This is a genomic window from Halobacterium sp. BOL4-2 (assembly GCF_016917835.2).
GTDB classification, from domain to species: Archaea; Halobacteriota; Halobacteria; order Halobacteriales; family Halobacteriaceae; genus Halobacterium; species Halobacterium salinarum.
Genome location: NZ_CP070332.2, coordinates 1,746,109 through 1,770,252, shown reverse-complemented (window position 1 = coordinate 1,770,252; position 24,144 = coordinate 1,746,109). Strand labels below are relative to the sequence as shown.

General features: G+C 68.0%; 24 protein-coding genes and 1 tRNA gene. 13 read left to right on the top strand and 12 right to left on the bottom strand.

The window, feature by feature from the left end; genetic code table 11:
- Nucleotides 1-61 precede the first annotated feature (61 nt).
- Together JRZ79_RS22635 and JRZ79_RS22630 are read left to right on the top strand one after the other, a co-directional pair.
- Complete coding sequence (locus JRZ79_RS22635; RefSeq protein ID WP_205251235.1) at nt 62-1,150, top strand: sulfite exporter TauE/SafE family protein; 1,089 nt, start codon at nt 62-64, stop codon at nt 1,148-1,150.
- 1 nt (nt 1,151) lies between these two features.
- Nucleotides 1,152-1,586, top strand: coding sequence for a universal stress protein (locus tag JRZ79_RS22630; RefSeq protein ID WP_205251234.1), 435 nt, complete (start codon nt 1,152-1,154; stop codon nt 1,584-1,586).
- On the opposite strand, the gene JRZ79_RS22625 is transcribed toward JRZ79_RS22630, so the two are convergent.
- On the bottom strand, nt 1,587-1,763 hold the full coding sequence (locus JRZ79_RS22625) for a hypothetical protein (protein WP_205251233.1): 177 nt from the start codon (nt 1,761-1,763) through the stop codon (nt 1,587-1,589).
- 210 nt (nt 1,764-1,973) lie between these two features.
- Between JRZ79_RS22625 and JRZ79_RS22620 the strand changes: the two genes are divergently transcribed.
- Nucleotides 1,974-4,376, top strand: a complete 2,403-nt coding sequence (locus JRZ79_RS22620; protein WP_205251232.1) for a ribonucleoside-diphosphate reductase subunit alpha — start codon at nt 1,974-1,976, stop codon at nt 4,374-4,376.
- Nucleotides 4,376-5,371, top strand: coding sequence for a ribonucleotide-diphosphate reductase subunit beta (locus JRZ79_RS22615; RefSeq protein ID WP_205251231.1), 996 nt, complete (start codon nt 4,376-4,378; stop codon nt 5,369-5,371). Before JRZ79_RS22620 ends, JRZ79_RS22615 begins: the two co-directional genes overlap by 1 nt.
- A 9-nt stretch (nt 5,372-5,380) precedes the next feature.
- On the opposite strand, the gene JRZ79_RS22610 is transcribed toward JRZ79_RS22615, so the two are convergent.
- On the bottom strand, nt 5,381-7,153 hold the full coding sequence (locus JRZ79_RS22610; protein ID WP_205251230.1) for an excinuclease ABC subunit C: 1,773 nt from the start codon (nt 7,151-7,153) through the stop codon (nt 5,381-5,383).
- A 94-nt stretch (nt 7,154-7,247) separates the two neighbouring features.
- Here JRZ79_RS22610 and JRZ79_RS22605 point away from each other — a divergent pair, with 94 nt between their 5' ends.
- From JRZ79_RS22605 to JRZ79_RS22590, 4 genes are all read left to right on the top strand, one after another.
- Nucleotides 7,248-7,907: a DUF5518 domain-containing protein gene (locus tag JRZ79_RS22605; RefSeq protein ID WP_205251229.1), complete on the top strand. Its 660-nt coding sequence runs from the start codon at nt 7,248-7,250 to the stop codon at nt 7,905-7,907.
- A 60-nt stretch (nt 7,908-7,967) separates the two neighbouring features.
- Nucleotides 7,968-8,222, top strand: a complete 255-nt coding sequence (locus tag JRZ79_RS22600) for a hypothetical protein (RefSeq protein ID WP_010903776.1) — start codon at nt 7,968-7,970, stop codon at nt 8,220-8,222.
- Nucleotides 8,223-8,289: 67 nt separating this feature from the next.
- Nucleotides 8,290-9,204 (top strand): ABC transporter ATP-binding protein, encoded by a 915-nt coding sequence (locus JRZ79_RS22595; RefSeq protein ID WP_010903775.1) that lies wholly within the window; start codon nt 8,290-8,292, stop codon nt 9,202-9,204.
- A complete protein-coding gene (locus JRZ79_RS22590; protein WP_205251228.1) occupies nt 9,201-9,995 on the top strand; it encodes an ABC transporter permease in 795 nt (264 codons plus the stop codon). The genes JRZ79_RS22595 and JRZ79_RS22590 overlap by 4 nt, the downstream gene beginning before the upstream one ends.
- Nucleotide 9,996: 1 nt before the next feature.
- On the opposite strand, the gene JRZ79_RS22585 is transcribed toward JRZ79_RS22590, so the two are convergent.
- Nucleotides 9,997-10,392 carry a hypothetical protein gene (locus JRZ79_RS22585; protein ID WP_205251227.1) on the bottom strand — a complete coding sequence of 132 codons (396 nt, stop codon included), beginning with the start codon at nt 10,390-10,392 and terminating at the stop codon, nt 9,997-9,999.
- Between the two features lie 138 nt (nt 10,393-10,530).
- On the opposite strand from JRZ79_RS22585, the gene JRZ79_RS22580 reads away from it, so the two are divergent.
- Nucleotides 10,531-11,715: an aspartate kinase gene (locus JRZ79_RS22580; RefSeq protein ID WP_010903772.1), complete on the top strand. Its 1,185-nt coding sequence runs from the start codon at nt 10,531-10,533 to the stop codon at nt 11,713-11,715.
- Between the two features lie 88 nt (nt 11,716-11,803).
- Nucleotides 11,804-13,150, top strand: coding sequence for a tryptophanase (locus tag JRZ79_RS22575; RefSeq protein ID WP_205251226.1), 1,347 nt, complete (start codon nt 11,804-11,806; stop codon nt 13,148-13,150).
- A 5-nt stretch (nt 13,151-13,155) separates the two neighbouring features.
- Here the strand turns inward: JRZ79_RS22575 and JRZ79_RS22570 are convergent, their stop codons facing one another.
- The gene (locus JRZ79_RS22570; RefSeq protein WP_205251225.1) at nt 13,156-13,839 is read right to left on the bottom strand and encodes a metallophosphoesterase family protein; all 684 of its coding nucleotides are present in this window, start codon (nt 13,837-13,839) and stop codon (nt 13,156-13,158) included.
- Between the two features lie 45 nt (nt 13,840-13,884).
- Nucleotides 13,885-14,469, bottom strand: a complete 585-nt coding sequence (gene purO / locus JRZ79_RS22565; protein WP_205251224.1) for an IMP cyclohydrolase — start codon at nt 14,467-14,469, stop codon at nt 13,885-13,887.
- A gap of 137 nt (nt 14,470-14,606) precedes the next feature.
- Between purO and JRZ79_RS22560 the strand changes: the two genes are divergently transcribed.
- Nucleotides 14,607-14,679 (top strand) — tRNA-Gln (locus JRZ79_RS22560).
- Nucleotides 14,680-14,796: 117 nt separating this feature from the next.
- On the opposite strand, the gene cgi121 is transcribed toward JRZ79_RS22560, so the two are convergent.
- Both cgi121 and JRZ79_RS22550 read right to left on the bottom strand, forming a co-directional pair.
- Complete coding sequence (gene cgi121, locus JRZ79_RS22555) at nt 14,797-15,294, bottom strand: KEOPS complex subunit Cgi121 (RefSeq protein WP_010903768.1); 498 nt, start codon at nt 15,292-15,294, stop codon at nt 14,797-14,799.
- Nucleotides 15,291-17,642: an ATP-dependent DNA helicase gene (locus JRZ79_RS22550; protein ID WP_205251223.1), complete on the bottom strand. Its 2,352-nt coding sequence runs from the start codon at nt 17,640-17,642 to the stop codon at nt 15,291-15,293. Before JRZ79_RS22550 ends, cgi121 begins: the two co-directional genes overlap by 4 nt.
- 84 nt (nt 17,643-17,726) lie before the next feature.
- Between JRZ79_RS22550 and JRZ79_RS22545 the strand changes: the two genes are divergently transcribed.
- A complete protein-coding gene (locus JRZ79_RS22545; RefSeq protein WP_205251222.1) occupies nt 17,727-17,975 on the top strand; it encodes a ferredoxin in 249 nt (82 codons plus the stop codon).
- A 25-nt stretch (nt 17,976-18,000) separates the two neighbouring features.
- Here the strand turns inward: JRZ79_RS22545 and mdh are convergent, their stop codons facing one another.
- On the bottom strand, nt 18,001-18,915 hold the full coding sequence (mdh, locus tag JRZ79_RS22540) for a malate dehydrogenase (RefSeq protein ID WP_136361644.1): 915 nt from the start codon (nt 18,913-18,915) through the stop codon (nt 18,001-18,003).
- A 175-nt stretch (nt 18,916-19,090) separates the two neighbouring features.
- Here mdh and JRZ79_RS22535 point away from each other — a divergent pair, with 175 nt between their 5' ends.
- Nucleotides 19,091-19,639 (top strand): Sjogren's syndrome/scleroderma autoantigen 1 family protein, encoded by a 549-nt coding sequence (locus JRZ79_RS22535; RefSeq protein ID WP_136361643.1) that lies wholly within the window; start codon nt 19,091-19,093, stop codon nt 19,637-19,639.
- Here the strand turns inward: JRZ79_RS22535 and JRZ79_RS22530 are convergent.
- Genes JRZ79_RS22530 through JRZ79_RS22515 form a run of 4 tightly spaced genes read right to left on the bottom strand, consistent with a single transcriptional unit; the run spans nt 19,636 to nt 24,122 of the window.
- The gene (locus tag JRZ79_RS22530; RefSeq protein ID WP_205251221.1) at nt 19,636-20,958 is read right to left on the bottom strand and encodes an oligopeptide/dipeptide ABC transporter ATP-binding protein; all 1,323 of its coding nucleotides are present in this window, start codon (nt 20,956-20,958) and stop codon (nt 19,636-19,638) included. The genes JRZ79_RS22535 and JRZ79_RS22530 overlap by 4 nt on opposite strands.
- Complete coding sequence (locus JRZ79_RS22525) at nt 20,955-21,983, bottom strand: ABC transporter ATP-binding protein (protein ID WP_012289492.1); 1,029 nt, start codon at nt 21,981-21,983, stop codon at nt 20,955-20,957. The genes JRZ79_RS22530 and JRZ79_RS22525 overlap by 4 nt, the downstream gene beginning before the upstream one ends.
- Nucleotides 21,980-23,140, bottom strand: a complete 1,161-nt coding sequence (locus JRZ79_RS22520; RefSeq protein ID WP_205251220.1) for an ABC transporter permease — start codon at nt 23,138-23,140, stop codon at nt 21,980-21,982. Before JRZ79_RS22520 ends, JRZ79_RS22525 begins: the two co-directional genes overlap by 4 nt.
- Nucleotide 23,141: 1 nt before the next feature.
- Complete coding sequence (locus JRZ79_RS22515; RefSeq protein ID WP_010903760.1) at nt 23,142-24,122, bottom strand: ABC transporter permease; 981 nt, start codon at nt 24,120-24,122, stop codon at nt 23,142-23,144.
- Between the last annotated feature and the right edge of the window lie 22 nt (nt 24,123-24,144).

Sequence of the window (24,144 nt, the reverse complement as noted above, 5' to 3'; positions counted from 1 at the left end):
CAGCCACGGATCGCCACCCCGGACACCCGATTCAGCCGCCCACAGCGGAGGGGTCTGCGGCGTGACCGACACTGATACGCCGTCCGGCCGGGACCGGGCAACGAAACTCTTCTTGAAGTACCAGCACGTTTTCGTGTTCCTCGCGCCCGTCGCCTTCGTCATCGGCGTCTTCTTCGGGCCACTCGCCCCCGCCGACCCTGTGCCGGGCTACTGGACGAACTTCTGGTGGCTGTTCCCCGTGTTCCTGCTGGGCGCGATCACGGTCAACACCGTCGGCATCAGTGGGTCGGCGCTGTTCGTGCCGTTCCTCATCTTCGTGTTCCCGCTCTTTGCGGACCCTCTGGAAGCCGAAACACTCGTGAAAATCGGCCTCATCAGCGAGTCATTCGGTCTGTCCAGTTCCGCCATCGCGTTCGTACAGTACGGCCTCGTTGATCGGAAGCTTGCGCTGTCGCTGGTGGCCGGCGGGCTGCCGTTCGTCGTCGGCGGCGCGCTGCTCTCCTTTGTCATCCCGGAGCCAGTCTTCCACGCGCTGCTTGGCGTCGCACTGCTTGCGGCGTCATTGCTCCTGTTCAAGGCAGACCTCGGCCACGGCGACACCGCCGACAGCGACGACAGCCACGCGGCGGCCGCCGACGGCGGGTCGAACCTGCCCGACGACCCCGACAAGCTCGGCCCGGCGGGCGTGCGCGTCGACGACGGCGCGGTCACCCGGGTTGACCGCGACGGCGACACCTACGAGTACGACCGCGGCGGCTACCTCCGGCGGTTCGGGAACTACAGCGTCGGCGGCACCTTCCAGGGGCTGGCCGGGTTCGGTATCGGCGAACTCGGCATCATCTCGATGCTGTCCTCGAAGATCCCCGTGCGGGTCGCCATCGGCACGAACCACATCGTGGTCGCAAGCACTGCCATCATCGCGTCGCTCGTCCACGTCTTCGGCGGCGGGCTGGTCGGCGGGCACTCCATCGACCTCGCGACGACGCCGTGGAACATGGTCGTGTGGACGGTCCCGGCGACCGTCACCGGCGGCCAGATCGCGCCGTATGTCTCCGCCGCGCTGGACACTGAAACCATCAAACAGGGCGTTGGCGGCCTGTTCGCAGTCGTCTCCGTGGCGTTGTTCCTGATGGCTGCTGGGGGTGTCTGACGTGTACGAGACGATTCTGCTCCCGACCGACGGGAGCGAGGGGACGGCGGCCGCCGCCGAGCACGCCGCGACCGTTGCGTCGGCGTTTGACGCCATGGTTCACGTCGTTTCGGTGGCCGACGAACGCAACCGCTTCGAGTCGCCCAGCGCCGGGCTCGCCGGCGACGCGTGGGCGGAGCGCGAGCACGAGCGCGCCGAGGCCGCGGTCCGCGAAACGGCGGCCGGGCTCCCCGATGACGTTCGGACTGAAACGGCCGTCATCGAGGGCATCCCCCACGAGGCAATCGTGGCGCACGCCGGCGACGCCGGCGCTGACGTGGTGGTGATGGGGACCCACGGCCGCACCGGGATGGACCACTATCTCGTCGGCAGCGTCGCAGAAAAGGTCGTCCGCACGTCCCCCATCCCAGTGTTGACAGTCGGAATCGAGGACTGATCACCGCTCGTACAGCGCTGCCTGCTGGTCGACGTAGCGGTCGGGCCACTCGCTGACGTGGTCTCGGAGGTTTGCGACGACGACGCCTGGCATGTGGGCCAGCCGCCAGCCCAGCCCCTCGTCGCCGTGGTGGCGCTGCCCGTCGACACGTCCGCCGGGGGCATTATCGTGGCTCATTCCGGCTAGCTGTCGTTTCCCCAGCCACTAAACATCACGGTCGTTTACACACACGCTTCATCAACTTAGATTGTACTTCTACAAGTTTAGTTGGTAAGCTTTATTCGGTGGCCGCGACTGTGACTGAACACGACCGAGCGGCCCGCTTGCAGGCGTTTTCGCGGATAGCGACTGCCACGCTCAGCGGCGGCCCCGCTCGGCAGACGACACATGACCCACGCCACATCAGCCACATCCGACATGGTCGCTGCGGCACTCGACCGCGCGCTCACCGATCACGAAGACGACATCGACTCCGACGCCCGCGACCGCATCCTCACCGAAGCCACACGCAACGCCTACGACGACGCCACCACCGACGAACGATACGACGCCCTGCTCGGCGCGCTCACCGGCCGCATCGACCGCCACCCCGCGTACAAGACCGTCGCGGGACGCGTGCTCCGCGAGCGCCTTGAACGCCGCCTCGTCGACGACTACGACCCCGCCACCCGGGATGCCGCCACCCGGCAAGCGTTCCGTGACGGCATCCAGCGCGGCCTCGACGCCGATCTCCTCGACGAGCGCATGGGCGACTACGACCTTAACCGCCTCGCAGACGCCATCACCCCGGCCCGCGACGACCGCCTCGACTACATGGCCATGGACACCCTCCGACAGCGGTACTTCCTCCGGGAGCCCGACGCCGACCCGTTTGAACTCCCACAGCCGTTCTGGATGCGCGTCGCCATGGGCGTCGCGCTTCGCGAGGACCCCGCCGACCGCGAGGAGTACGCCATCGAGTTCTACGACGCGCTGTCCACGCTGCGGTTCGTCCACTCGACGCCCACCCTCTTCCACGCCGGCACCACCCACGCCCAGCTGTCGTCGTGTTATCTTACCACCGTTCCCGACGACTTGGACGGCATCTTCGACGCGTACAAGGAACACGCCAAACTCTCGAAGTGGAGCGGCGGCCTCGGCAACGACTGGACGCCGCTGCGCGCCGCCGGCTCGCTCATCGAATCCACGGGCGTCGAGTCAACGGGTACCGTCCCGTTCCTCAAAATCTCGAACGACGTGACCGCCGCGATCAACCGCTCGGGGAAACGCCGGGGCGCGGCCGCCGCCTACCTCGCGTGCTGGCACCTTGACTTCCCCGCGTTCTGTGACCTCCGCCGGAACACCGGCGACGAACGCCGCCGCACCCACGACATGAACACCGCCGCCTGGATCCCCGATCTGTTCATGGAGCGCGTGCGCGCTGACAAGCGGTGGACGCTGTTCTCTCCGAAGGAAACCGGCGACCTCCACGAACTGTACGGCAGCGACTTCGCCGAGCGCTACCGCGAGTACGAGGCGATGGCTGACGACGGTGACATCCAGCGCTTCGAGCGCGTGGACGCCACCGACCTCTGGCGCACCATGCTCACCCGCCTCTTCGAGACAGGCCACCCCTGGCTCACCTTCAAGGACCCTTGTAACGTGCGCTCCCCACAGGACCACGCCGGTACAGTGCGCTCCTCGAACCTCTGCACGGAGATCACGCTCAACACCTCCGAGGAGGAGACGGCGGTCTGCAACCTCGGGAGCGTCAACCTCGCGCGCCACCTCGACGACGGCGACATCGACCGCGAACAGCTCTCTGACACGGTAGAAACCGCGATGCGGATGCTGGACAACGTCGTCGACCTGAACTTCTACCCGACGGAGAACGCCGAGCGCTCGAACATGCGCCACCGGCCGGTTGGCCTGGGCGTGATGGGGTTCCACGACGCCCTCCAGCAGATGCGGGTGCCGATGGCCAGCGACGACGCGCTCGACCGCGCCGACGCACTCCAGGAGTACGTCGCCTACCACGCCATCGGTGCCTCGGCTGACCTCGCCGCCGAGCGCGGCACCTACGAGAGCTACGAGGGCTCGAAGTGGGACCGGGACGTCTTCCCGCAGGACACCGTTGATCGCCTCGAATCCGAGCGCGGCCGCGAGATTCCGGTCCCGCGCGAGGAACGCCTCGACTGGAGCGACGTGCGTCAGCGCGTCGCCACCCACGGCATGCGCAACTCGAACACGATGGCGGTCGCACCCACCGCCACCATCTCCACCATCGCTGGCACCACGCCCTCCATCGAACCCGTCTACTCGAACCTCTACGTCAAATCCAACATGAGCGGCGACTTCACGGTGGTCAACGACCGCCTCGTCGCCGACCTCGAAGAACGAGACTTGTGGACCGAAGAACTCCGCGACAAACTCACCTACCACGACGGTTCCGTGCAGGAACTCGACGCGGTGCCCGAGGACGTACAGGAACTGTACCGGACCGCCTTCGAGATCGACCCGCGCCACCAGCTCCGGCTCGCCGCGCGCCGCGGCGTCTGGATCGACCAGAGCCAGTCGGTGAACGTCTTCTTCCCCGAAACGGACGGCTCGAAGCTCTCCGAGGTGTACCAGACGGCGTGGGAACTCGGCCTGAAGACGACGTACTATCTGCGCACGCTCGGCGCCAGCCAGATCGAGAAGACGACGCTGGACATGGACGAGTACGACGACACCCAATTCCGGGGTGATGACGACGAGGCGGACGGTGACCTACCGAGTGTCGAAGACCCCACCTGCGAGGTGTGTCAGTGATGCCGGTCCTCGACAGCGACGCCGAACACGACCCCAACAAGATCCTGCCCATCGACTACGACTGGGCGCGGGAGTACTACCAGCAGGGCGTTGCGAACAACTGGACGCCCGAAGAGGTGGCGATGCAAGGCGACATCTCCCAGTGGCAGGGCAACGAACTCACCGACGCCGAGCGCCAGCTCGTGGAGTGGAACCTCGGGTTCTTCTCGACGGCCGAATCCCTCACCGCGAACAACATCGTGCTCGCGATCTACGAGTACGTCACCGCCCCCGAATGCCGGCAGTACCTCCTCCGGCAGGCCTACGAGGAGGCCGTCCACACGGACACGTTCATCTACTGCTGTGACAGCCTCGGGTTCGACCCCGAGCACATGTATGGGATGTACGACCGCATCCCTAGCATCGCCGAAAAAGACGAGTTCGTCGTCGGTCTCACGCGCGCCGTCGACGATCAGACGTTCACGATCGACACCGACGACGACCTCCGGGACTTCCTGCGGGATCTCGTCGGCTTCTATGTCATCATGGAGGGCATCTTCTTCTACGCCGGGTTCGCGATGATGCTCGCGCTGAAGCGCCGCGGGAAGATGGTTGGTGTCGGCGAGCAGTTCGAGTACATCATGCGCGACGAGTCACTGCATTTGAACTTCGGCGTCGACCTCATCAATCAGATCCGGGACGAGCACCCCGGCGTCTGGACCGATGACTTCGAGGCCGAGGTTGACTCCCTGATGCGGGACGCCGTCGACCTCGAACAGCTGTACGCCCGCGACGCCTGCCCCGACGATCTCCTGGGGATGTCAAGCGAACAGTTCGCGGACTACGTCGAATACGTCGCCGACCGACGCTTCCAACAGCTCCGCATGGACCCCGTCTACGGCACCGACAACCCCTTCCCGTGGATGACCGAGCAGGTCGACTTGAACACTGAGACGAACTTCTTCGAGCGCAACGTCTCGGAGTACCAGCAGGGCGGCTCCCTCGACTGGGACTGACCGCCACACTCACAGCCGCTTGGCGATGGTTTCCGCGGTCGCCTCGCCGACACCCGTGACATCCCGGAGGTCCTCCACCGACGCCTGTCGCACGCCCGCGACGCTCCCGAACCGCCCCAGCAGCCGCGCCCGCAGCTCCGGCCCGACGCCCGTGATGCCGTCCAGCGCCGTCGTCACGTCGTCGCGCAGCGTCCGGTGGTACGCCACCGCGAACCGGTGGGCTTCGTCGCGGACGCGTTGCAGGACGTGCAACTGGGGGGCGTCGCTCCCCCAGTCGTACGTGCGGTCGGGCGTCACCACGACCTCCTCGTCTTTCGCCAGCGCGATCACGGCGTCGGGGCCGTCCCAGCCGGCGGCCTCGACGGCGTCAAGCGCGGCGTCCAGTTGCCCCCGGCCGCCGTCCACCAGCAACACGTCCGGGTCCGGCCGGTCGTCGCGGCCGTCGACGGCGCGCTCTGCCCGCCACCCCACCAGCCGGCGCATGTTCGCGTAGTCGTCGTTCTCCTCGTCGAGCTTCTTGCGGCGGTAGTCCGCCGTCTCCGCGCTGCCGTCCACGAAGCAGACGTTGCTGCCGACGACCTCCCGGCCCTGGGCGTGGCTCACGTCAACCCCCTCGATGCGCTCGGGCCGCCGGACGCCCAGCGCGTCAGCCAGCGCCCCGAGTTCGTCGCCGCCCCCGGCCCGGCGGTGCGCGTTCTTCAGTGCCAACTCCACGAGCCTCGCCTCCCGGCCAGCACCCGGAACGCCAACGGCCACGTCCGCGGCGTCCAGCCACGCCGCCACCTCGTCGTCGCCATGGGGTTCGGGCAACAGGATGCGCTCGGGCAGGTCGCGCTCGGCGTAGTACTGCACGAGAAACGCCGCCAGCACCGCCGCCACCCGATCCTCGCCCTGCGGAGCGTCCAGTCGATGCTGGTCGCGCTCGACGAGCTGCCCGCCCTCGGCGTGCAGCCGCGCCACCGTCGCGGCGTCGCCCTCCACGGCGACGCCCAGCACGTCAGTCGACGCCCCGGCGTCCGCGTCGCCGGCGGCGACCGCCGCGCCGCCGCCCACGTGGAACCCCTCGACGACCGCCAGCCGATCCCGGAGGTTCGCCGCGCGCTCGAACGCCTCGGCCTGCGCCGCCACCTCCATCTCCCGCCGGAGTGGATCCGCGAGCGCGCCCGTCTCCCCCTCGAAGAACCGCGTCGCGCTCTCGACGGCTTCGCGGTACTCGCGCTCGCTGATCGCGCCCGTGCACGGTGCGGCACACAACCCCATCTCGTAGTCCAGACACGGCCGCTCGCGGTCCCGGTACTTGTGCTCCGAACACCCACGCAGCCCGTACACCGACCGCACCGCTTTCACGACTGTCTCCACGTCCCCCTTGTCGGTGTAGGGGCCGAACGCCGCCGCCCCCGGATCCGGGTCCCGCGTCACCTCGATCCGTGGCGCTTCCCGGTGGCTGGTCACCTGCACCAGCGGATAGGACTTGTCGTCTTTCAGGCGGACGTTGTACCGCGGCTGGTGGCGTTTCACCAGGTTCGCTTCGAGCAACAGCGCCTGCGTTTCGGTGTCCGTCACGGCCACGGTCACGTCGTCGGCGCGCGCCACCATTCCGGCGATGCGCTCGCTGCGCGGGTCGCCGTACGACCGCACCCGGTCGCGGATGTCCACGGCTTTCCCCACGTACAGCACTCGCTCCCCGTCGGCCGTCCCATCGGGGTCGCGCGCGACGAACTGGTAGACGCCCGGCTCCGCCGGCAGCTCGCTCGCGCGCGCCCGCACCTCGTCGCCGTTCATCACACCCACGTACGCCCGCGACGGCTTTCAACCACCGGGTCTCCCACCCCATCCACCGGTGGACTTACGGGCCACCCAGTGGACGCCACTGACAATGGCCACGCCGAACACCCCACGCGAGTCGTCGCTGTTGTACGACACCAAACTCGACTACGTCATCGCCGCCTTGCTCGTCGTTCAGGGGCTCATCATCGCCCTCATCGGGCTGTTGCTCGTCAACCTCGACCGCAGTGCTTTCGCCACCGAGCTCGCCGCTGAACTCACCGCGGACCCGGAGTTCACGTTCTCCATCTCCCAACCGGCGCTTGCCGCCGCCATCGAGACCCTCCTCACGTGGACTGCCATCGGGTTCCTCGTCGCCGGCGTCGGCACCGTCCTCATCGCCGCCTCGTTCTTCCGTTACCGGGGCCGCGTCCGCGACCTGATCGCCGTCGGTGACAGCCCGCCGCGCTGGCACGCCCCGCTGCTCGGTGGGCTGGTGGCCACCGCCATCTCCTTCATCCCGTTCTCGCAACTCGTCGGCGGTGCCGTCGCCGGCACCGCCTCGACACGCAGCCCCACCCTCGACGGCGCACTCGCCGGGGCCGTGTTCGGCGCGCCCAGCTACGTCATCTGGGCAGCCATCGCCGCCGGCACGTTCGCCGCCGGCACCCCCTTCCTCATCATCGTTGTCCTGATCTCCCTCCTCCTGACCGTCGCAATCAACGTCGTGTTGTCGGCCGTCGGTGGGTTCGCCGCCCGACTGCTCTCGTAGCGCCGTCGCGCTCCGCGCCACGACGAACGCTTCAAGGAGTCGCTCACCGAACCCTCACGCATGAGCGACACCGAGCGCGCATGGCTGGTCTTCCGCGAATACACCGACAAGGGCCTGTTGAGCCTGACGTACGCCACGCCCGACGGCGAACACGTCCACCGCAAACAGCGCTCGCTGAACGCCGGCGACCCCACCGCCGCCGTGGATGTCGCCGCCGACGACCTCGACCCCGTCGAGGACCCCGCCGATGTCGACCGCTACGGCACGGAGGCGTCCCGCATGCGCGACGAGCACGACCCCGACGACACGGTGTAACGCCGCGCTCGCTGGCGCTGAGAACCACCCCAACCGATTTACCAACACGTGTAATCTGAGCAAACGTATGCCAGCGATCGAACTCAGCGGCGTCTCCAAGCGCTATGGGGACGTCACCGCCCTCACAGACCTCAACATAACGGTCGACGAGGGCGAGATATACGGCTTCCTCGGCCCCAACGGGGCGGGGAAATCGACGGCGATCAACATCCTTCTGGACTTCGTGCGGCCGACCACCGGAAGCGCAACGATTCTGGGGTACGACGCGCAGGCCGACTCCCAGGCGATCCGCCAGCGCATCGGCGTGCTGCCCGAGGGGTTCTCGGTCTACGACCGCCTCACCGCACGCAAACACGTGGAGTTCGCCATCGACTCCAAGAACGCCACCAACGATCCCGATGCGCTGCTCGACCGCGTCGGCATCCCGGAGGCCGCCGACCGCAAAGCCGGCGGGTTCTCGACGGGAATGCGACAACGCCTCGGGCTCGCCATCGCGCTCGTCGGCGACCCCGAGATGCTGCTGCTCGACGAACCCTCCTCCGGCCTGGACCCCAACGGCGCGCGGGAGATGCGGTCGATCCTCACCGAGGAAGCCAACCGCGGCACGACCGTGTTCTTCTCCAGTCACATTCTCGGCCAGGTTGAGGCCATCTGTGACCACGCCGGTATCCTGCAGAACGGCACGCTCGTCGCCGAGGACTCCATCGACGCGCTCCGGGAGGCCACCGACGCCACCACCACGCTGACGGTCACCCTGGACGCGGTCACTGACGACGCCGTCGCCGCCGCCAACGCCATCCCCGGCGTCTCGGAGGTGTCCGTCGATGCCTCCGATCTGGTTGTTCGGACCGGCGACGCGTCGAAAACGGACGTCCTCGACGCCATCGAATCCACCGGCGCGACCGTCCAGGACTTCGCCACCGAAGACGCGTCCCTGGACGACGTGTTCTCCGCCTACACGACGGAGGAGATGCCCGCATGAGCTGGGCCGCGATCGCACGCAAGGACTTCAGCGACGCCGTCCGATCGAAAGCCCTCTGGGCGCTCACGGCGTTGTTCGTGGTGTTCATGCTGGGTGCTGCGGCCGGGTACGGATACTACTTCGACACCAGCACCTTCGGGCTGTTAACCGTTCTCTCGGGTCCGGTCAACTTCCTCATCCCGATCACTGCCCTCCTCGCCACGATCCACTCGATCAGCGGCGAACTCGAATCCGGCACGTCGAAGTTACTGCTGTCGCTGCCGCACACCCGCCGCGACGTCGTCATCGGGAAGATCGTCGGCCGCAGCGCAGTCATGCTCATCGCCGTCTTCATCGGTGTGGTGTCCGCCGGCGCATACGTGTTCGCCGTGTACACCACCGTAGACGCCATCAACTACCTGGGATTCGCCGTGTTCGCGCTCCTGCTTGCGCTGGTCTACACCTCGATCGGCGTCGGGCTATCGGCGCTCGCTCGCTCCACATCACGGTCAACCATCATCGCCGCCGGGTTCTACACGCTGCTCAGTTTCGTCTGGCCGCTGATCCTGTCCGTCGTCGCGTACACCACGTCCGAGGACTCCATTCTTAATCTCACCCCTGGACGGCGTCAATTCCTCAACCAGATCCCGCCGACGGACGCGATTACCACTGCCCGTGCGGGGTTCACGAGTGTAATGAACACCCCTGCCGCATTGGCCACCAGCAAGTGGGTCCTCCTCGTGATCGCCATCGCGTGGCTCCTCGGTGTGCCCGCGATCGGCTACTGGCGGTTCAACACCCGCGACCTCTAGACTACGGCTCCCACCGGTACCGGGTCGTCGGTTCGCCGGCGAACACCGGTCCCGGGCCGGCGCTCTCGAAGGACGCAGCTACCAGCGCTGCCGTGATGTCGTCCGTTCCGTTGGCCGGCCGGACGACTTCCACTGGCAACGTCTCCCGGGTCGCAAACGTCTGTGGCGGGTCGAGCAACGCCTCGACCGCTTCGGCGTCTCCCGCGATGCGCGTGATGTGTACTGCGTCCCGTCCTGTCTCGTAGGACAGGAACCCGATCACGTCCTCCTCGTCGCCGTCGTCGGCCACCGCGACCTGAACGGTCCGGTCACGGATGAGCCGGGCGGCGTCGATGTCGGCCGCCGCGAGCCCCGCCACCGCAGCCGTGTCGCCGGCTGTCGCGTCCCGAACGTGCATACACACGCCTACACCGCCTGCCCTCTTGAAACTCGTGTGCGGGCCGGCCGGCAACCTTCTCACCCATGCAAGCAGTTATCTACGGTGGCTCCCATAGCCGGCGGCAATGAGTACGGGACGCTGTACGGGTGACCGCCGGTGCGCGTAGTCACGAAGTTCGGCGGCACCAGCCTCGGGAGCGGCGACCGCGTGGAGCGCGCTGCGGACTCCATCGCGGACGCCGTTGCGGCCGGCCACGAGATCGCGGTGGTGGCGTCGGCGATGGGCAACACCACCGACGAACTGCTCGACGACATCACGTTCGACGCCGACGAACCCGACCGCGCGGAGATCGTTTCGATGGGCGAACGCACGTCCGTGCGCATGCTGAAGGCCGCGCTGGCCGCTCGCGGCGTCGACGCGACGTTCCTCGAACCCGGGACCACCGACTGGCCGATCGTCACCAACGAGCGCGGTGAAGTCGACGCCGACGCGACGGCCGCCGGCGTTGACCGCCTCGCGGGCCGGCTCGGGGACACCGTCCCCGTGATCACGGGGTTCCTCGCAGAGGACCCACAGGGCAACGTCACCACGCTCGGGCGCGGCGGCTCGGACACGACCGCGGTGATGCTCGGGCGGTACCTCGACGCCGACGAGGTCGTCATCGTCACCGACGTGGAGGGCATCATGACCGGCGACCCCCAGGTCGTTGAGGGCGCACGCAACGTCGGCCGCATCACCGTCGACGAACTCCGCAACCTCTCGTTTCGCGGCGCGGAAGTCATCGCGCCGTCCGCGCTCTCGTTCAAAGACGACGCCCTCGACGTCCGCGTGATCCACTACCAGCACGGCGACCTGCTGTCCGGGGGCACGCGCATCGAGGGCACCTTCGAGAGCATGATCGACATGCGGGACTCGCCGCTGGCCTGTCTGACCGTCGCCGGGCGCGCCATCCGCAACCGCCCCGGCATCACGTCCGCGCTCTCGACGGCGCTCTCTGACAGCGACATCAACGTCGACGCCGTGGCCTCCGGCATGGACTCGATGACGTTCTACGTCGACGAGTCAGTGGCCGAGCGCGCCGAGAACATCCTCCACCAGGAGGTCATCGCCGTCTCCGAGCTGTCCTCGGTCACCGTCACCGACGACATCGCGGCGATCCGCGTGCTCGGCGGCGAACTCCCCAACCGCCCGGGCGTCCTCTGTCGCATCATCGACCCGCTCGCCGACCGCAACATCAACGTCATCGACATCATCTCCTCGGCCACCTCCGTCGCGGTTTTCGTCTCCTGGGCGGACCGCGAGCCGGCCCTCGATGTCGTCCAGAACGGCTTCGGCTCGTAGCCAACCCCACACCACCGCACGCAGTTGTACACCGCCGTACGGAGTTCTCACGCCGGACCTATGGCGGTCGCCGTTCTCCCGGTTTCGTATGCGTTCTCACACAGCCACGATGGTCGACCGCATCGAGGACACCAGCCGGGCGGACCGCGAGGCCGCGCTCGCGGACGCCGGCCACAACGTCTTCGAACTCGCAAGCGACGACGTGGCCGTCGACCTGCTGACCGATTCGGGAACCGGAACCATGAGCAACGACCAGTGGGCGGCCATGCTGCAGGGCGACGAAGCCTACGCCGGCAGCGCCAGCTTCGAGGACCTCGCGGCCGCCGCCGAGGACGTGATGGGGTTCCAGCACATCATCCCCGCCCACCAGGGCCGGGGCGCTGAAAACGTCCTCTACGGGGCGGTGCTCTCGGCGGGCGACACCGTTCTGAACAACGCCCACTTCGACACCACGCGGGCGCACGTCGCCGCCAACGACGCCACGCCCGTCGACTGCCCCGTCGACGGCGCGCGCGACCCCGACACCGACGCCCCGTTCAAGGGCAACTTCTCGGTCGAACGCGCCCGCCGCGTCGTCGACGACGTCGGCGCGGACGCCGTCCCCGTCGTCGTGCTCACCATCACCAACAACTCCATGGCCGGCCAGCCGGTCAGCATCGAGAACACCCGCGAGGTCGCCGCGTTCGCCGACGACATCGACGCCACGTTCGTTATCGACGCCTGCCGGTTCGCCGAGAACGCCCACTTCGTCCAGCAGCGCGAACCCGGCTACGAGCACGACTCCGTCGCCGCCATCGCCCGCGAGCAGCTCTCGTACGCCGACGCCTGCGTCATGAGCGGGAAGAAAGACGGCCTGGTCAACGTCGGCGGGTTCGTCGGCCTCCACGACGACGGCCGCCTCCACGAGCAGTGCCGCCAGCGCGGCATCCTCTACGAGGGCTTCTCGACGTACGGCGGGATGTCCGGCCGCGACATGGCGGCGTTCGCCGTCGGCCTCCGGGAGGCCGTCGAACCGCCGTACGTCGCCGAACGCGTCGCCCAGGTCCAGCGGCTCGCGGACGCCCTCACCGACCGCGATGTCCCCATCTACCAGCCGACCGGCGGCCACGCCGTCTACATCGACGCCAACGCCGCGCTCCCCCATCTCCCACGCGAGCAGTTCCCCGGGCAGGCGTTCGTCTGTGAGCTCTACCGCGAGGGCGGCGTTCGCGCCGTGGAACTCGGCCGGTTCGCGTTCCCCGACACCGACCGCCGCGACCTCGTTCGGCTCGCGCTCCCCCGCCGCACGTACGGCCCCGACCACCTCGACCACGTCGCCGACACCGCCGCCGCGGTCTGCGAGCGCGGCACCGACGTCACCGGCCTGGAGATCGTCTCCGAACCCGAACTGACCGAACTCCGGCATTTCTCCGCGGCCCTCCAGCCGGTCGCGTAACCCGCCTACCGGCCGCTCGCCAGCCGGTCGGCAGTCCGGGCCGGCAGCCCCGCATCCGAGACCGCCGCCTGCACAGCGTCGATGTCGTACTCGACGCGGTGCTCGGTCACCGACAGGTCGTCGACGTCCACGACCGCGTACGCCGCCCGCGGGTCCTCGTCGCGCGGTTGTCCGACGCTGCCCGGGTTCATCACGACGCCCGCCGCGTACGTCTCGTGGTGCTGGACGTGCGTGTGTCCCAGGATCAACACGTCCTCGATCGGGGTGTCGTCGTCGGTGCCACGCCCCAGCAGCGACGGCTCGAACTCGTCGGGGTAGGTGTACTTGTCCCGGAACTCGGGGTGGTCGTGGATCACGCGCACGCGCCCGTCCGCGAGCCGCTGCTCCGCGGGCCGGTTCTCGATCCACGTCCGCTGGACGTCGTGTAGCTCCTCGACGGCGTGTTCGATGCCGGCCTGCGCCATGCCGTTCCCCTGGAAGTTCTGCCCGGTCGCCACCATCCGGTCGTGGTTGCCCATCACCGTCGGCACGCCGCGCTCCCGCAGCGTGTCGACACACGCGGCCGGCCACGGATTGTAGCCCACCACGTCGCCCGCGCACACGAGTTGATCGACCGCCGGCATGTCCGCGAGCACGGCCTCCAATGCAACCAGGTTCGAGTGGATGTCCGAGACAACGCCGATTCGCATACGTACGTCTCGGTCGTCCCCGGTCTTAGTTCTCCGGTCGCCCCGCTAGGGATCGTTCACCACGGCGGTGTCGTAGCCGTCGCCCACGCCCCGCCGGCTGACGCCGGCCGCACACACCGCGTGTTCGAACGCCGCGCTGTACGCCTCACGCGCCGCGTCCGCAGCCGTCGCGGCGTCGAAGCCGATCGCCTCGGGCGCGTCTTTCTCGTAGGTCGCGACCAGCGTCGGCTCCTCGACCGCCCGCACGAGCACTGCGTCCGCGCGCACGATCCCGACGTACGCGGTGCCGTCGGGCGCCAGCACGCCCGCGATCCGGGGCGTGTCGTAGTCGTCTTTCTCGTAGTCCATGGCCAGCAACGCCTCCGTGAGCGCGTCCCGGGGCGGGTATCCGCGGTCGACTTTCTCCGTGATCGGGTCGACGTGGCTGCCGTTGCCCACGACGGCGTGTCCGCCAGCCGTCCGCACGCAGTTGTACGACACGTAGGGGTTGGTCGTCTCCTCGGCGTCGGCCGTCGGCACCACCGTCAGCCCCGCCGGGCGCTCGATGAGCTTGCGGTTCGGGAACGACCGCGAGGACACGCGGTACGCCGCAACCGACGGCCCCACGACGACGAACCGTCCGATGTACATACGCGTCCGTGCATTCTCGGGCCGCAAATAGGCGTCGATATATCCACGTATACGCCGTGGGTGGCTCGCCCCCGGCTGTCGGCGCTGCTTCGCAACACTAATAACCACCACACCCGTTTTGTCTGGTGCAGCCACGCAGTCCCGTAGGGTAGTGGCCAATCCTGAAGCCTTCTGGGGGCTTCGACGGAAGTTCGAATCTTCCCGGGACTACTTCTGGCGTACACGACACCCCTACCCCGGGGTCGCCCACGCTACCGCTCCACATTCCGAACGCGAAAACCGCCGGACGGCGGCCAGTCACAACCCCTTTGTTTCAACTGGAACCTCTTACTTTTCCACGTCCAGCAACGCCACCCGCTCACGCACCACGCCGGCCAGTGATCCGTCGACCGCCGCCATCTCCGCCTCACTCACGTCGAAAAACGCCCGCAACACCGCCGGCTCACTCGCCGCCCCAACCACCGGCTCCACGGACGCCAACATCGCCGCCACCGCGTCAGCCGCCGCCGCCTCGTCGCCCCCACCAGCCACCACCACACACACCGGCTGTCGCCCCTCGTCCACACCCATGTCGAGTGCGCGCCGGATCTGCCGGCGGCCGGCCGCGTACAACAGGATCTCCACGGCGCGCTCGTCGGCGACGTTCGCCCCACGATCGAACGCCCGCGCAGCGTGTGTTACCGCGCTCTCCACGTGCTCCCGGCCGGCGACGTACGCCGCGTCGAACGCCTGCACCGCCACCCCGTGCTCGTCGCCCACCGCCCCCAGCGACGCCACGAACGCGTCCACGTCCTCGACCACCGCGACGCCCTCGACGATCCTCACGAGAAATCACCCAGGCTCGCCTGGCCCTCGTCGCCGCCCGCCTCACCGCCGGACTCCGGGGCCGCATCCGTATCGGCGGCCACGCCATCCATCCCGGGGTCGGGATGGCCGACGGTCTCCAGGATCCGCTCGGCGGTGGCCGCCCGCCCACGCACCGCCCCCAGGACCACGCCTTTGTCGGCGTTCCGGAGGTCCGCCCGCGACTCCACGCCCGCGTTGTACAGCCGCCGCGCGCGCTTCCGCCCGACGTCCCGCACTCCCGCAAGCCCCAACAACTCTTCGCGGACCCCGTACTGGACGCGCTTGCGGGCCTCACGGACCGCCGGCCCACACTCCACGTCCAACTCCCCCGCCAACCGCTCGGCGGCGTTCAACAGCCACTCCGCGGTCTCCACCTTCCCCCGAATATCCCCCGGTCCCACGTCGTAGCGCTCGGCGATGCGCTCCTCGTCGAGCTCCGACGCCCAATCCGCCATGAGCCGCGCCGTCTTCAACGCCGACAGCCAGTCCTCGAACTCCGCCTGCTCCTCGCGGGGCGTCGCCCCCAGCAGCTCGTCCTCGTGCTCGTAGGCGACCTCCGTGTACTGCTCGCGGTCCCCCGACCGGAGATACAGCTCGTACATGTCCGGCGTCCGGCTCACGAGGTGGTACAGCCCCAGCGGCGTCGGCTCCACGCTCGCGTCCGCCGGCAGCGCCGCGTCGTCGCCCAGCTCGCTGGCCGGCCGAAACGCCCCCCCGTCGTCGGTCTCGGTGGCGTCCCGCGCCGCATCGCGCAGCCCGTCGATGATCGTCGCCGCGCTCATCGGATCGACGTACAACCGACTCACCAACTGCCCGGTGGCGGTCGCACGCAACGCCGCGCCGTCGCGCTCCACGAACCCGTTCCGGTCGAGGTAGCGCAACACGTCCCCCGTGACCGACCGCAACCGCCCCGTGTCGTCGGTCTGCGTGGCGTACAGCGTCCCCCCGAGGAACTCGTGGAGGCCGTCCTCGGTCGTCGTGAACCCGGTCGCGATGGCGGCCAGCACGTGCGTCCGGAGCGCCGGCTCGGCCGCCAGCTTCGACCGCACCGGCTCCGGGTCGGCGTACACGTACCGGTCGAACAGCTCCTCCAACTCGTCGTGGCTGTTCGCCAACAGCACGGCCTCCCCGTACGGGTCCAACCCCGGCCGGCCGGCACGCCCGAACATCTGGTGGACCTCAAGCACGTCCAGGGGCTGCATCCCACCGGCCGTGCCGTCGTAGCGCTGCCAGTCCCGCACCACGACCCGCCGGGCGGGCGTGTTCACGCCCGCCGCCAGCGTCGGCGTCGCCGACACGGCTTTCACCAGCCGATCCCGGAACGCCTCCTCAACGAGTTCGCGGTGCTCGCGCGCGAGGCCGGCGTGATGGAACGCCGCTCCCGACGCGACGGCGTCGGCAAGCTCGTCGCTGGTCTCGGTGTCGCTGACCCCGCGGATCTCCGCGGCGATGTCCGCCAGCCGCTCGCGCTCGGCCGACGACAGCGCGTTCCCGGTGACATCGGCCAGCCGGCGCGCCGACGCCTCGGCGTTCCGCCGCGAGTTCACGAACACCAGCGTCGACCCGTCGTCGGCCAGCGTGTCCGCCACCACGGCCGCCGTCTGGCTGCCCGACCCCACGGAGAGTTCGGCCTGGGTGCCGTCGTCGTAATGCAGCGACTGCCCGTAATGCACGCCCGTCCGCAACTCGATGGGCCGCCAGTCCGAATCCACCAGCTCGGCGTCCAGCCACGCCGCAAGCTCGCCGGCGTTCCCGATCGTCGCCGACAGCGCAACCACCTGCAGATCGGCCACCTGCTGGCGGAGCTTCGCCAGCGTCACCTCCAACGTCGGCCCGCGGTGGTCGTCGTCCACGAGATGGACCTCGTCGGCGACCACGCAGGACAGATCGTCGATCCACCCGGCCCCGTTCCGCACCAGCGAATCCACCTTCTCGGAGGTCGCCACCACGATGTCGTTGTCGGCCAGCCGCGCGCCGTCGCGCTCGTAGTTCCCCGTCGACACGCCCACCGAGAGCCCGAACCGCTCGAAAGCCTCGAACTCCTGGGCTTTCTCCCCCGCCAACGCCCGCAGCGGCACGATGTAGAGCGCGGTGCCGTCCCCCGAGAACGTGGGGCTGTCACCGCCCTCGGCGATCGCCGACAGCATCGCCAACTGCGCGATCAGCGTCTTCCCGCTCGCCGTCGGCACGCTGGCCACCAGGTTCGCGCCCTCGGTGACGCCTCTCTCGACGGCCTCGGCCTGTGGCGGGTACAGCTCTTCGACGCCCTCGCCCTCGAAGTGGTCGGCGACACCGCCGGGCAGCCCGGGCACGTCCGCAACTCTCATTGGCCCGCAGTAGGCTCGTCCCGTGGTTTAAACTGTCGGGCCGGCCCCGGCAGGAATATACACCCGCCGCGTCCACGTCCGGGTATGCGAGTCGAATTCGACCGGGACACCTGCATCGGGATGTTCCAGTGTGTCGCGGAATGGAGCGACGGCTTCGACGAAGACACGGACGCCGGGAAGGCGGTGCTCGTCGACGGCGACGCGATCGGGGACGACGTGTTCGCCGTCGACGTACCCGACGGCGACGAACTGGACGCGAAGTTCGCGGCCCGCACCTGTCCGGTCGACGCCATCACCGTCTACGACGACGACGGCGAGCAAGTCGTCCCCTGACCACAGAATCAGCCGGAGTCGGGCGTTACGCGATCTCGTCGTACTGCGCGGAGAGCTTCCCGGCGGCCTCGTCCAGGAGGTCGCGCTCGTCGGCCGTGAGCTCCCACTCGACGACCTCTTCGACGCCGTCGGAGCCGAGCTTCACCGGGACGCCCAGGCCCACGTCGTCGAGGCCGTACTCGCCGTCGAGCACCATCGACCCGGGCAGCACTTCGCCGGTGTCGTTGAGGATGGCTTCGACCATGTGGGCGACGCCGGTCGCCGGCCCCCACTGTGTCGCGCCCTTCTTCTCGATGACGTTCATCGCCGACTCCTGGAGGTCCGCGAGGATCTCCTCGCGCTCGTCGGCGCTGAACGCGGGATCGGTGCCGTTGACGCGTACCTTCGAGAACACGGGCACCTGGGCGTCGCCGTGCTCGCCGAGGATGGTCGCGTCGACGTTCTGGACGGGGACATCGAAGCGCTGCCCCAGGACGTACCGGAAGCGCGCGCTGTCCAGGCGGCCGCCGAACCCGACGACCGAGTGGCGGTCGCGGTCGCCGCTCTCGTAGAGGTGGCGGTTCAGGAGGTCAACGGGGTTCGACGTGGTGACGGTCACGAAGTCGTCGTTGTGTTCGGCCAGCGACGAGCCGATGTCCTCCATGATGGGCGCGTTGTCGCCCGCGAGGTCCGTGCGGCTCTGGCCGGGCTGGCGGGGGATGCCGGCCGTGATGACGACCACGTCGGAGCCGGCGGTGTCCGCGTAATCGCCCTGCACGACGTCGGTGTTGGCGTCGTAGGCGACGCCGTGATTGGCGTCGGCCGCCTGGCCGATGGTCTCCTCTTCCTTGTCGGGGATGTCCACGAACACGAGTTCGTCGACCACGTCGCGGAGCGCGAGGTTGTAGCCTGCGGCAGCACCAACCGTTCCGGCCGCACCCACAATGCTGACTTTCGTCATATCACGTAATTCACCACCGGCGAATCCGTTAAGCGCTTCGATACCCCCGGCGTGATGCCACGAACACCGCCCGAAAGCCCGACAACCACCGAATCATGGTTCGACACGCATCGAATACAGGTGGTGTCGGTCATCGCCCGCAGCCTTTTCGACGCTCCCGACCGATACGCCACCCATGAGCAACACCGACGACGGCTTCGACAAGGAAGCCGCCCGCGAGGAACTCCGCGAGAAATACAACGCAGACCAACAGGACCGCGAGGAAACCGCACGCATGAGCGACCTCCTCCTGCAGGGCGCAACCATGACCAACGACCACTGCGACCGCTGTGGCACCCCCCTGTTCCGGCACGACGGCGAGACGTTCTGCCCGACGTGCCAACACGACGACAACGACGACGAACCCACTGCCACGACGCAGTCCGCGCCCGACCGCTCACCCCCCGCGGACCCACAGGCAACGCCACCGTCCTCGCCACCCACGACGCCCGACACCTCCTCCAGCACGGCCGCTGCAACCGACGACGTCCCGACGGCTGCCGCCCGCGACCGCCCCGAACACGCACCCACCGCCGAACCCACAACCCCAGCCACTGAGGAACTCGAATCCACCATCGCCGCGCTCGCGCGCCGCGCGAGCGACGCCGACGACCCCCGAACCGCCCGCGAATACCTCGAAGCGGCTCACGAAGCCGCCGCCGCCCTCGACACCCTCCGGCCCTAGTCGTCCCCTCCTGGTGCCGCCGCGCCGTCGCGGTGGCATGCGGTTGGCCGTCCCGTCCCATCCTCGTCCAACGGCGGCGACTCCCCTTCGCAGACGGTCTCGAACTCCTCGGCGAGCACCGCCCGCCCGTCCTCGACGTCGCCGCGCACGATGTCGTCCAGCGCCGCCTCCAGGGTGGCCTCCGCCGACGGATCGGTGAGCGTCTCGGGGATGTCGTGCTCGCGGCGCAGCTCCGCCTTCATCGCGTCAGCGTCCGCCGGCGACACCGACGCGCCGTCCTCCACGCCGACGAACGCCCGAAGCCCCGCAACGTCGACGCCGTGGCGCTCCACCGCAACCCGGAGGTTCATCACGCCGCGCCAATGTGCCTGCTCGAAGTCGTAGCCGTCGGGCTGGATCACCTCCGGACACCGCGTGTGGAAGTTACAGCCCGTCGGCGGATCGGACGGCGGCGGGACCTCCCCACGAAGCCCCGCATCGGTCCCCCGGGACTCCACCCCGACCGTCGGAATCGACCGAAGCAGCGCCCGCGTGTAGGGGTGTTCGGGGTCGTTGAACACGTCCTCGGTCCGCCCCATTTCCACGATCTCACCCAGGTACATCACCGCAACCCGATCGCACACCTCGCGCACCACCCCCATGTCGTGGCTGATGAACAGCACCCCCAGGTTGAACTCCGCCTGGATGTCGTTCAGCAGCGTCAACACCTCCGCCTGCACGCTCACGTCGAGCGCCGACACCGGCTCGTCGGCGACGATGAGTCGCGGGTTGACCACCAGCGCCCGGGCGAGCGCAACCCGCTGCTTCTGGCCGCCGGACAGCTCGTGAGGATACCGGGCGGCGTCCTCACCGCTCATTCCAACGCGTTCGAGGAGATCCCGCGCGATCTCCAAGCGCCGGCTGCGTGGCCCCACGCCGTGGATCTTGAGCGGCTCGGCGACCGACTCGCCGGTGGTCATCCGCGGGTCGAAGCTCGAATCCGGGTTCTGGAAGATCATCTGGGCCTCCCGCCGGAACCGCTTCAACGCCGTGTCGTCGTACGCGGTGACGTCTTCCCCGTCGAAGTAGACGCTGCCGGCGGTCGGGTCCGTGAGCCGGAGCACGGACTCCGCCACCGTCGACTTCCCACACCCCGACTCCCCCACGATCCCCAGGGTTTCGCCCGCCCGCACCTCGAACGACACCCCGTCCACCGCGCGAACCCGTCCGACCTCCGTCCGCAGTACGCCCTCCGTGATCGGGTAATGCTTCTTGAGGCCGTCCACTCGCATCAACGATTCCGTGGCGTTCGAATCCGTGTTCACGATCTGCTTGCTCATTGGTGTCCTCCAGTCGCGTCCTCGCCGTCGGCCAGTTCCCCCTCGTCGTGCTCGGCGTCGTAGTAGACACACGACGCCTCGTGGGTGTCGCCGTCGTCGACGCCCCACAACGGCGGCTGGTCGCCGCTCCGACACGCCTCGGTGGCGTGCTCACAGCGCGGCGAGAACCGACACCCTGCCGGCGGGTCCGTGACGTCGGGCAGCGACCCCTCGATCCGATCCATCGACCCGCCACGCCCCGGCAGACAGTCCATCAACGCCCGCGTGTACGGATGCGATGGGTTCCGGAAGATGTCCTCGACGGTCCCGGTCTCCATGACCTTCCCGGCGTACATCACGACGACGCGATCCGCGATCTCCGAGACCACCCCCAGGTCGTGGGTGACGAAGATGATCCCCATGTCGTGTTCGGCCTGGAGGTCTTCGAGCAACCGCAGGATCTGGCCCTGGATGGTGACGTCGAGGGCCGTCGTGGGCTCGTCGGCGATGAGCAGGTCGGGATCACAGGCCAGCGCCATCGCGATGAGCACGCGCTGTTTCATCCCGCCGGAGAACTCGTGTGGATAGTCGTCGACGCGCGCGCTCGCCTCCGGAATCCCGGTCTTATCCAGCAGGTCGACGACCTGCCGTTGAACCGGCACCTCGGGGTCGCCGTGGTCGTGGATCCGGATCGCCTCCCCGATCTGGCGGCCAACCGTATACACCGGGTTCAGGCCGTTCTGTGGGTTCTGGAAGATGTGGCTGATGCGCTTCCCGCGCACGTCCTGGAGTGCCGTCTCCGAGAGCGTCGTGAGGTCCATCCCATCGAAGGTGATCGTCCCGCCGACGATCTCCCCCGGCGGCGTGTCGAGAATCGACGTGATGGACTCACTCGTGACCGTCTTCCCGCTGCCGCTCTCCCCGACGATCGCCACGGTCTCCCCGTGGTCGACGTCGAAGCTCACCCCGTCCACCGCAAACACCGTGCCGGCGTCGGTGTGGAACTGCGTCTCCAGGTCCGACACCGAGAGCAACGGCTCGCTCACAGCCCCCCACCTCCGTCGACCTCCTGGCGGGGGTCCATGGCGTCACGCAACGACTCCCCGACGTAGTAGAACGACAGCACCGTCAGGAACAGGAACACGCCGGGGATCGTCGCGATCCACCACGCGCTGGCGAGGTTCACCTGCCCGGTGGCGATGGTCCGCCCCCACGAGTACGTGGTCGGATCGCTGAACCCGAGAAACGCCAGTGACGCCTCGCCGAGAATGAACCCCGGAATCCCGACCGTCGCGCTGATGATGATGCTGTTCGCCGAGTTCGGAATGAGATGTTGGCGCACGATGTAGAGCATGTTCGCACCCGAGGCTTCGGCGGCCGTGATGTACTCCTCGGAGGCGCGCTGCAACGCCTCCCCGCGCACGGTTCGAGCGATCCCCTCCCAACTGAAGAACCCGAACAGGAGGATGATCATCCACAGCTCGCTCCCGAACAAGTACGTCAACAACAACAACAGCATGAAATCCGGGAACACCGACTGCACGTCGACGTACCGCATCAGCAGCTCGTCGACCCGGCCGCGGCCGACCGACGTCGCGAACGCCGCGACGGCACCGACCGCCGACCCGATGATGACCGAGAAGATGGTCGCGATGAGCCCGACCTCCATGCTCACGCGCATCCCGTACACCACGAGCGTGAGGATGCCCTGGCCTTTCGCGGACGTTCCCAGTGGGTACTGCCAGGTGCCGGTTTTCACGACGCCACCGACGGTCGTGCTCATGCCAACCGGCGGCACGCTCTGGTTGGTGAACTGGGTCGTCGGCGGGTCGATGAGCAGCGGCCCGAGGACCCCCACGACGAACATGACCGCCAGCCAGCCCAGCGCCACCACGGCGACCTGATTCTTCTTGAACCGCTGCCAGTAGAACGCCCGCAGCCGCGGCTTCTGGGAGAGCGGAATCACCGCGTGGAAGACGATGGCGATGAGCGTCCCGATGAACAGCCACTCCACGCTCAACACGTCCCAGCGAAACACCAGCGGCCCAGTGTTCCACGTGTAGTCGTAGACGAACGCCACGATCAGGCCCAGATACGACAGCAGCTCCGCCAGCCCGGCCCGTGAGACACCTAGCGTCGAGATCCCCTGGGCGTCCCAGTCGATGTCCTCGAAGGTAGCGGTGTCGGCGTCTTCGGCGGCCATACTACCGATCACCGTAGTCGATCCGTGGGTCGAGGATGGTGTACGACACGTCCTCGATGAGGTTCCCGATGATCGCCAGGAAGACGGTGATCATCGTGGTTGCGAGCACGAGCGTCGTGTCCTGCTCGGTGATCGCGGTGAACGTCATCAACCCCAGCCCGGGAATGGAGAAGATCTGCTCGATGATGACCGACCCCGACCAGAAGATGGCCAGCAGGCTGCTGACGAAACTCGTCGTCAGCGGCACCGCGGCCATCCGGAAGACGTGGTGTATCATGAGCCGCCACTGGCTGGCCCCCTTCGCCTTCGCGACTTTCACGAACTCCTGGTTCATCTGCTCGATGGCCTGCGCCCGAGAGTACCGCATCTGCCACGCCAGCGAGGCCGTGAGCAGGACGAAACTCGGTATCAGGAGCTGCGTGATGTTCGCCATCGAGGCCCACCCCTGGTTTATCGGGATGCCGCTCTGGTAGTACGTCGAGATGAACTCGAAGTGCGTTCCTAACAGGATGATGAGCACGAGCGCGAACCAGAAGTTCGGAATACTGATGCCGAAAAACCCGACGAACGATCCCAGGTAGTCCGCCTTCGTGTACGGCTTGTACGCCGAATACAGGCCCAGTCCGTACCCGAGTATCGTCGACACCACGAGCACGGGAATGGCGTACTGGGCGGTGTACGGCCACGCCTCCGAGATCGCCGCCATCACCGACTGCGACCGGGATTCGGACCACCCCCAGTTCAGCGTCGCCATGTTCGTCACGTAGTTGACGTACCGCTCGGTGATGGGTTTGTCCAGGTTCTGCCGTTCACGGTACTGTTCTCTGCACTGCTGTGCGTCGCCGCCCGACGCCGAACAACTCATCACCGACTTCGTCTGTCCGGTGTCCGGCGACGCGACGAGCAGCCCGAACGTCAGGGTCAACGCGATCCACATCACCACGAACGTCCAGAGCACGCGTTTCACGATGTACCATTTCATAGTTGTGATCCCTCTGAACTGG

Coding starts and splice junctions, on each gene's coding strand:
- JRZ79_RS22530 (WP_205251221.1), bottom strand. CDS start 20,958: ATGAGCAAGCAGATCGTGAACACGGATTCGAACGCCACGGAATCGTTG.
- JRZ79_RS22610 (WP_205251230.1), bottom strand. CDS start 7,153: ATGAACGGCGACGAGGTGCGGGCGCGCGCGAGCGAGCTGCCGGCGGAG.
- JRZ79_RS22615 (WP_205251231.1), top strand. CDS start 4,376: ATGCCGGTCCTCGACAGCGACGCCGAACACGACCCCAACAAGATCCTG.
- purO (WP_205251224.1), bottom strand. CDS start 14,469: ATGTACATCGGACGGTTCGTCGTCGTGGGGCCGTCGGTTGCGGCGTAC.
- mdh (WP_136361644.1), bottom strand. CDS start 18,915: ATGACGAAAGTCAGCATTGTGGGTGCGGCCGGAACGGTTGGTGCTGCC.
- JRZ79_RS22590 (WP_205251228.1), top strand. CDS start 9,201: ATGAGCTGGGCCGCGATCGCACGCAAGGACTTCAGCGACGCCGTCCGA.
- JRZ79_RS22605 (WP_205251229.1), top strand. CDS start 7,248: ATGGCCACGCCGAACACCCCACGCGAGTCGTCGCTGTTGTACGACACC.
- JRZ79_RS22625 (WP_205251233.1), bottom strand. CDS start 1,763: ATGAGCCACGATAATGCCCCCGGCGGACGTGTCGACGGGCAGCGCCAC.
- JRZ79_RS22575 (WP_205251226.1), top strand. CDS start 11,804: ATGCGTTCTCACACAGCCACGATGGTCGACCGCATCGAGGACACCAGC.
- JRZ79_RS22595 (WP_010903775.1), top strand. CDS start 8,290: ATGCCAGCGATCGAACTCAGCGGCGTCTCCAAGCGCTATGGGGACGTC.
- JRZ79_RS22545 (WP_205251222.1), top strand. CDS start 17,727: ATGCGAGTCGAATTCGACCGGGACACCTGCATCGGGATGTTCCAGTGT.
- JRZ79_RS22585 (WP_205251227.1), bottom strand. CDS start 10,392: ATGCACGTTCGGGACGCGACAGCCGGCGACACGGCTGCGGTGGCGGGG.
- JRZ79_RS22535 (WP_136361643.1), top strand. CDS start 19,091: ATGAGCAACACCGACGACGGCTTCGACAAGGAAGCCGCCCGCGAGGAA.
- JRZ79_RS22570 (WP_205251225.1), bottom strand. CDS start 13,839: ATGCGAATCGGCGTTGTCTCGGACATCCACTCGAACCTGGTTGCATTG.
- JRZ79_RS22600 (WP_010903776.1), top strand. CDS start 7,968: ATGAGCGACACCGAGCGCGCATGGCTGGTCTTCCGCGAATACACCGAC.
- JRZ79_RS22620 (WP_205251232.1), top strand. CDS start 1,974: ATGACCCACGCCACATCAGCCACATCCGACATGGTCGCTGCGGCACTC.
- JRZ79_RS22515 (WP_010903760.1), bottom strand. CDS start 24,122: ATGAAATGGTACATCGTGAAACGCGTGCTCTGGACGTTCGTGGTGATG.
- JRZ79_RS22550 (WP_205251223.1), bottom strand. CDS start 17,642: ATGAGAGTTGCGGACGTGCCCGGGCTGCCCGGCGGTGTCGCCGACCAC.
- JRZ79_RS22520 (WP_205251220.1), bottom strand. CDS start 23,140: ATGGCCGCCGAAGACGCCGACACCGCTACCTTCGAGGACATCGACTGG.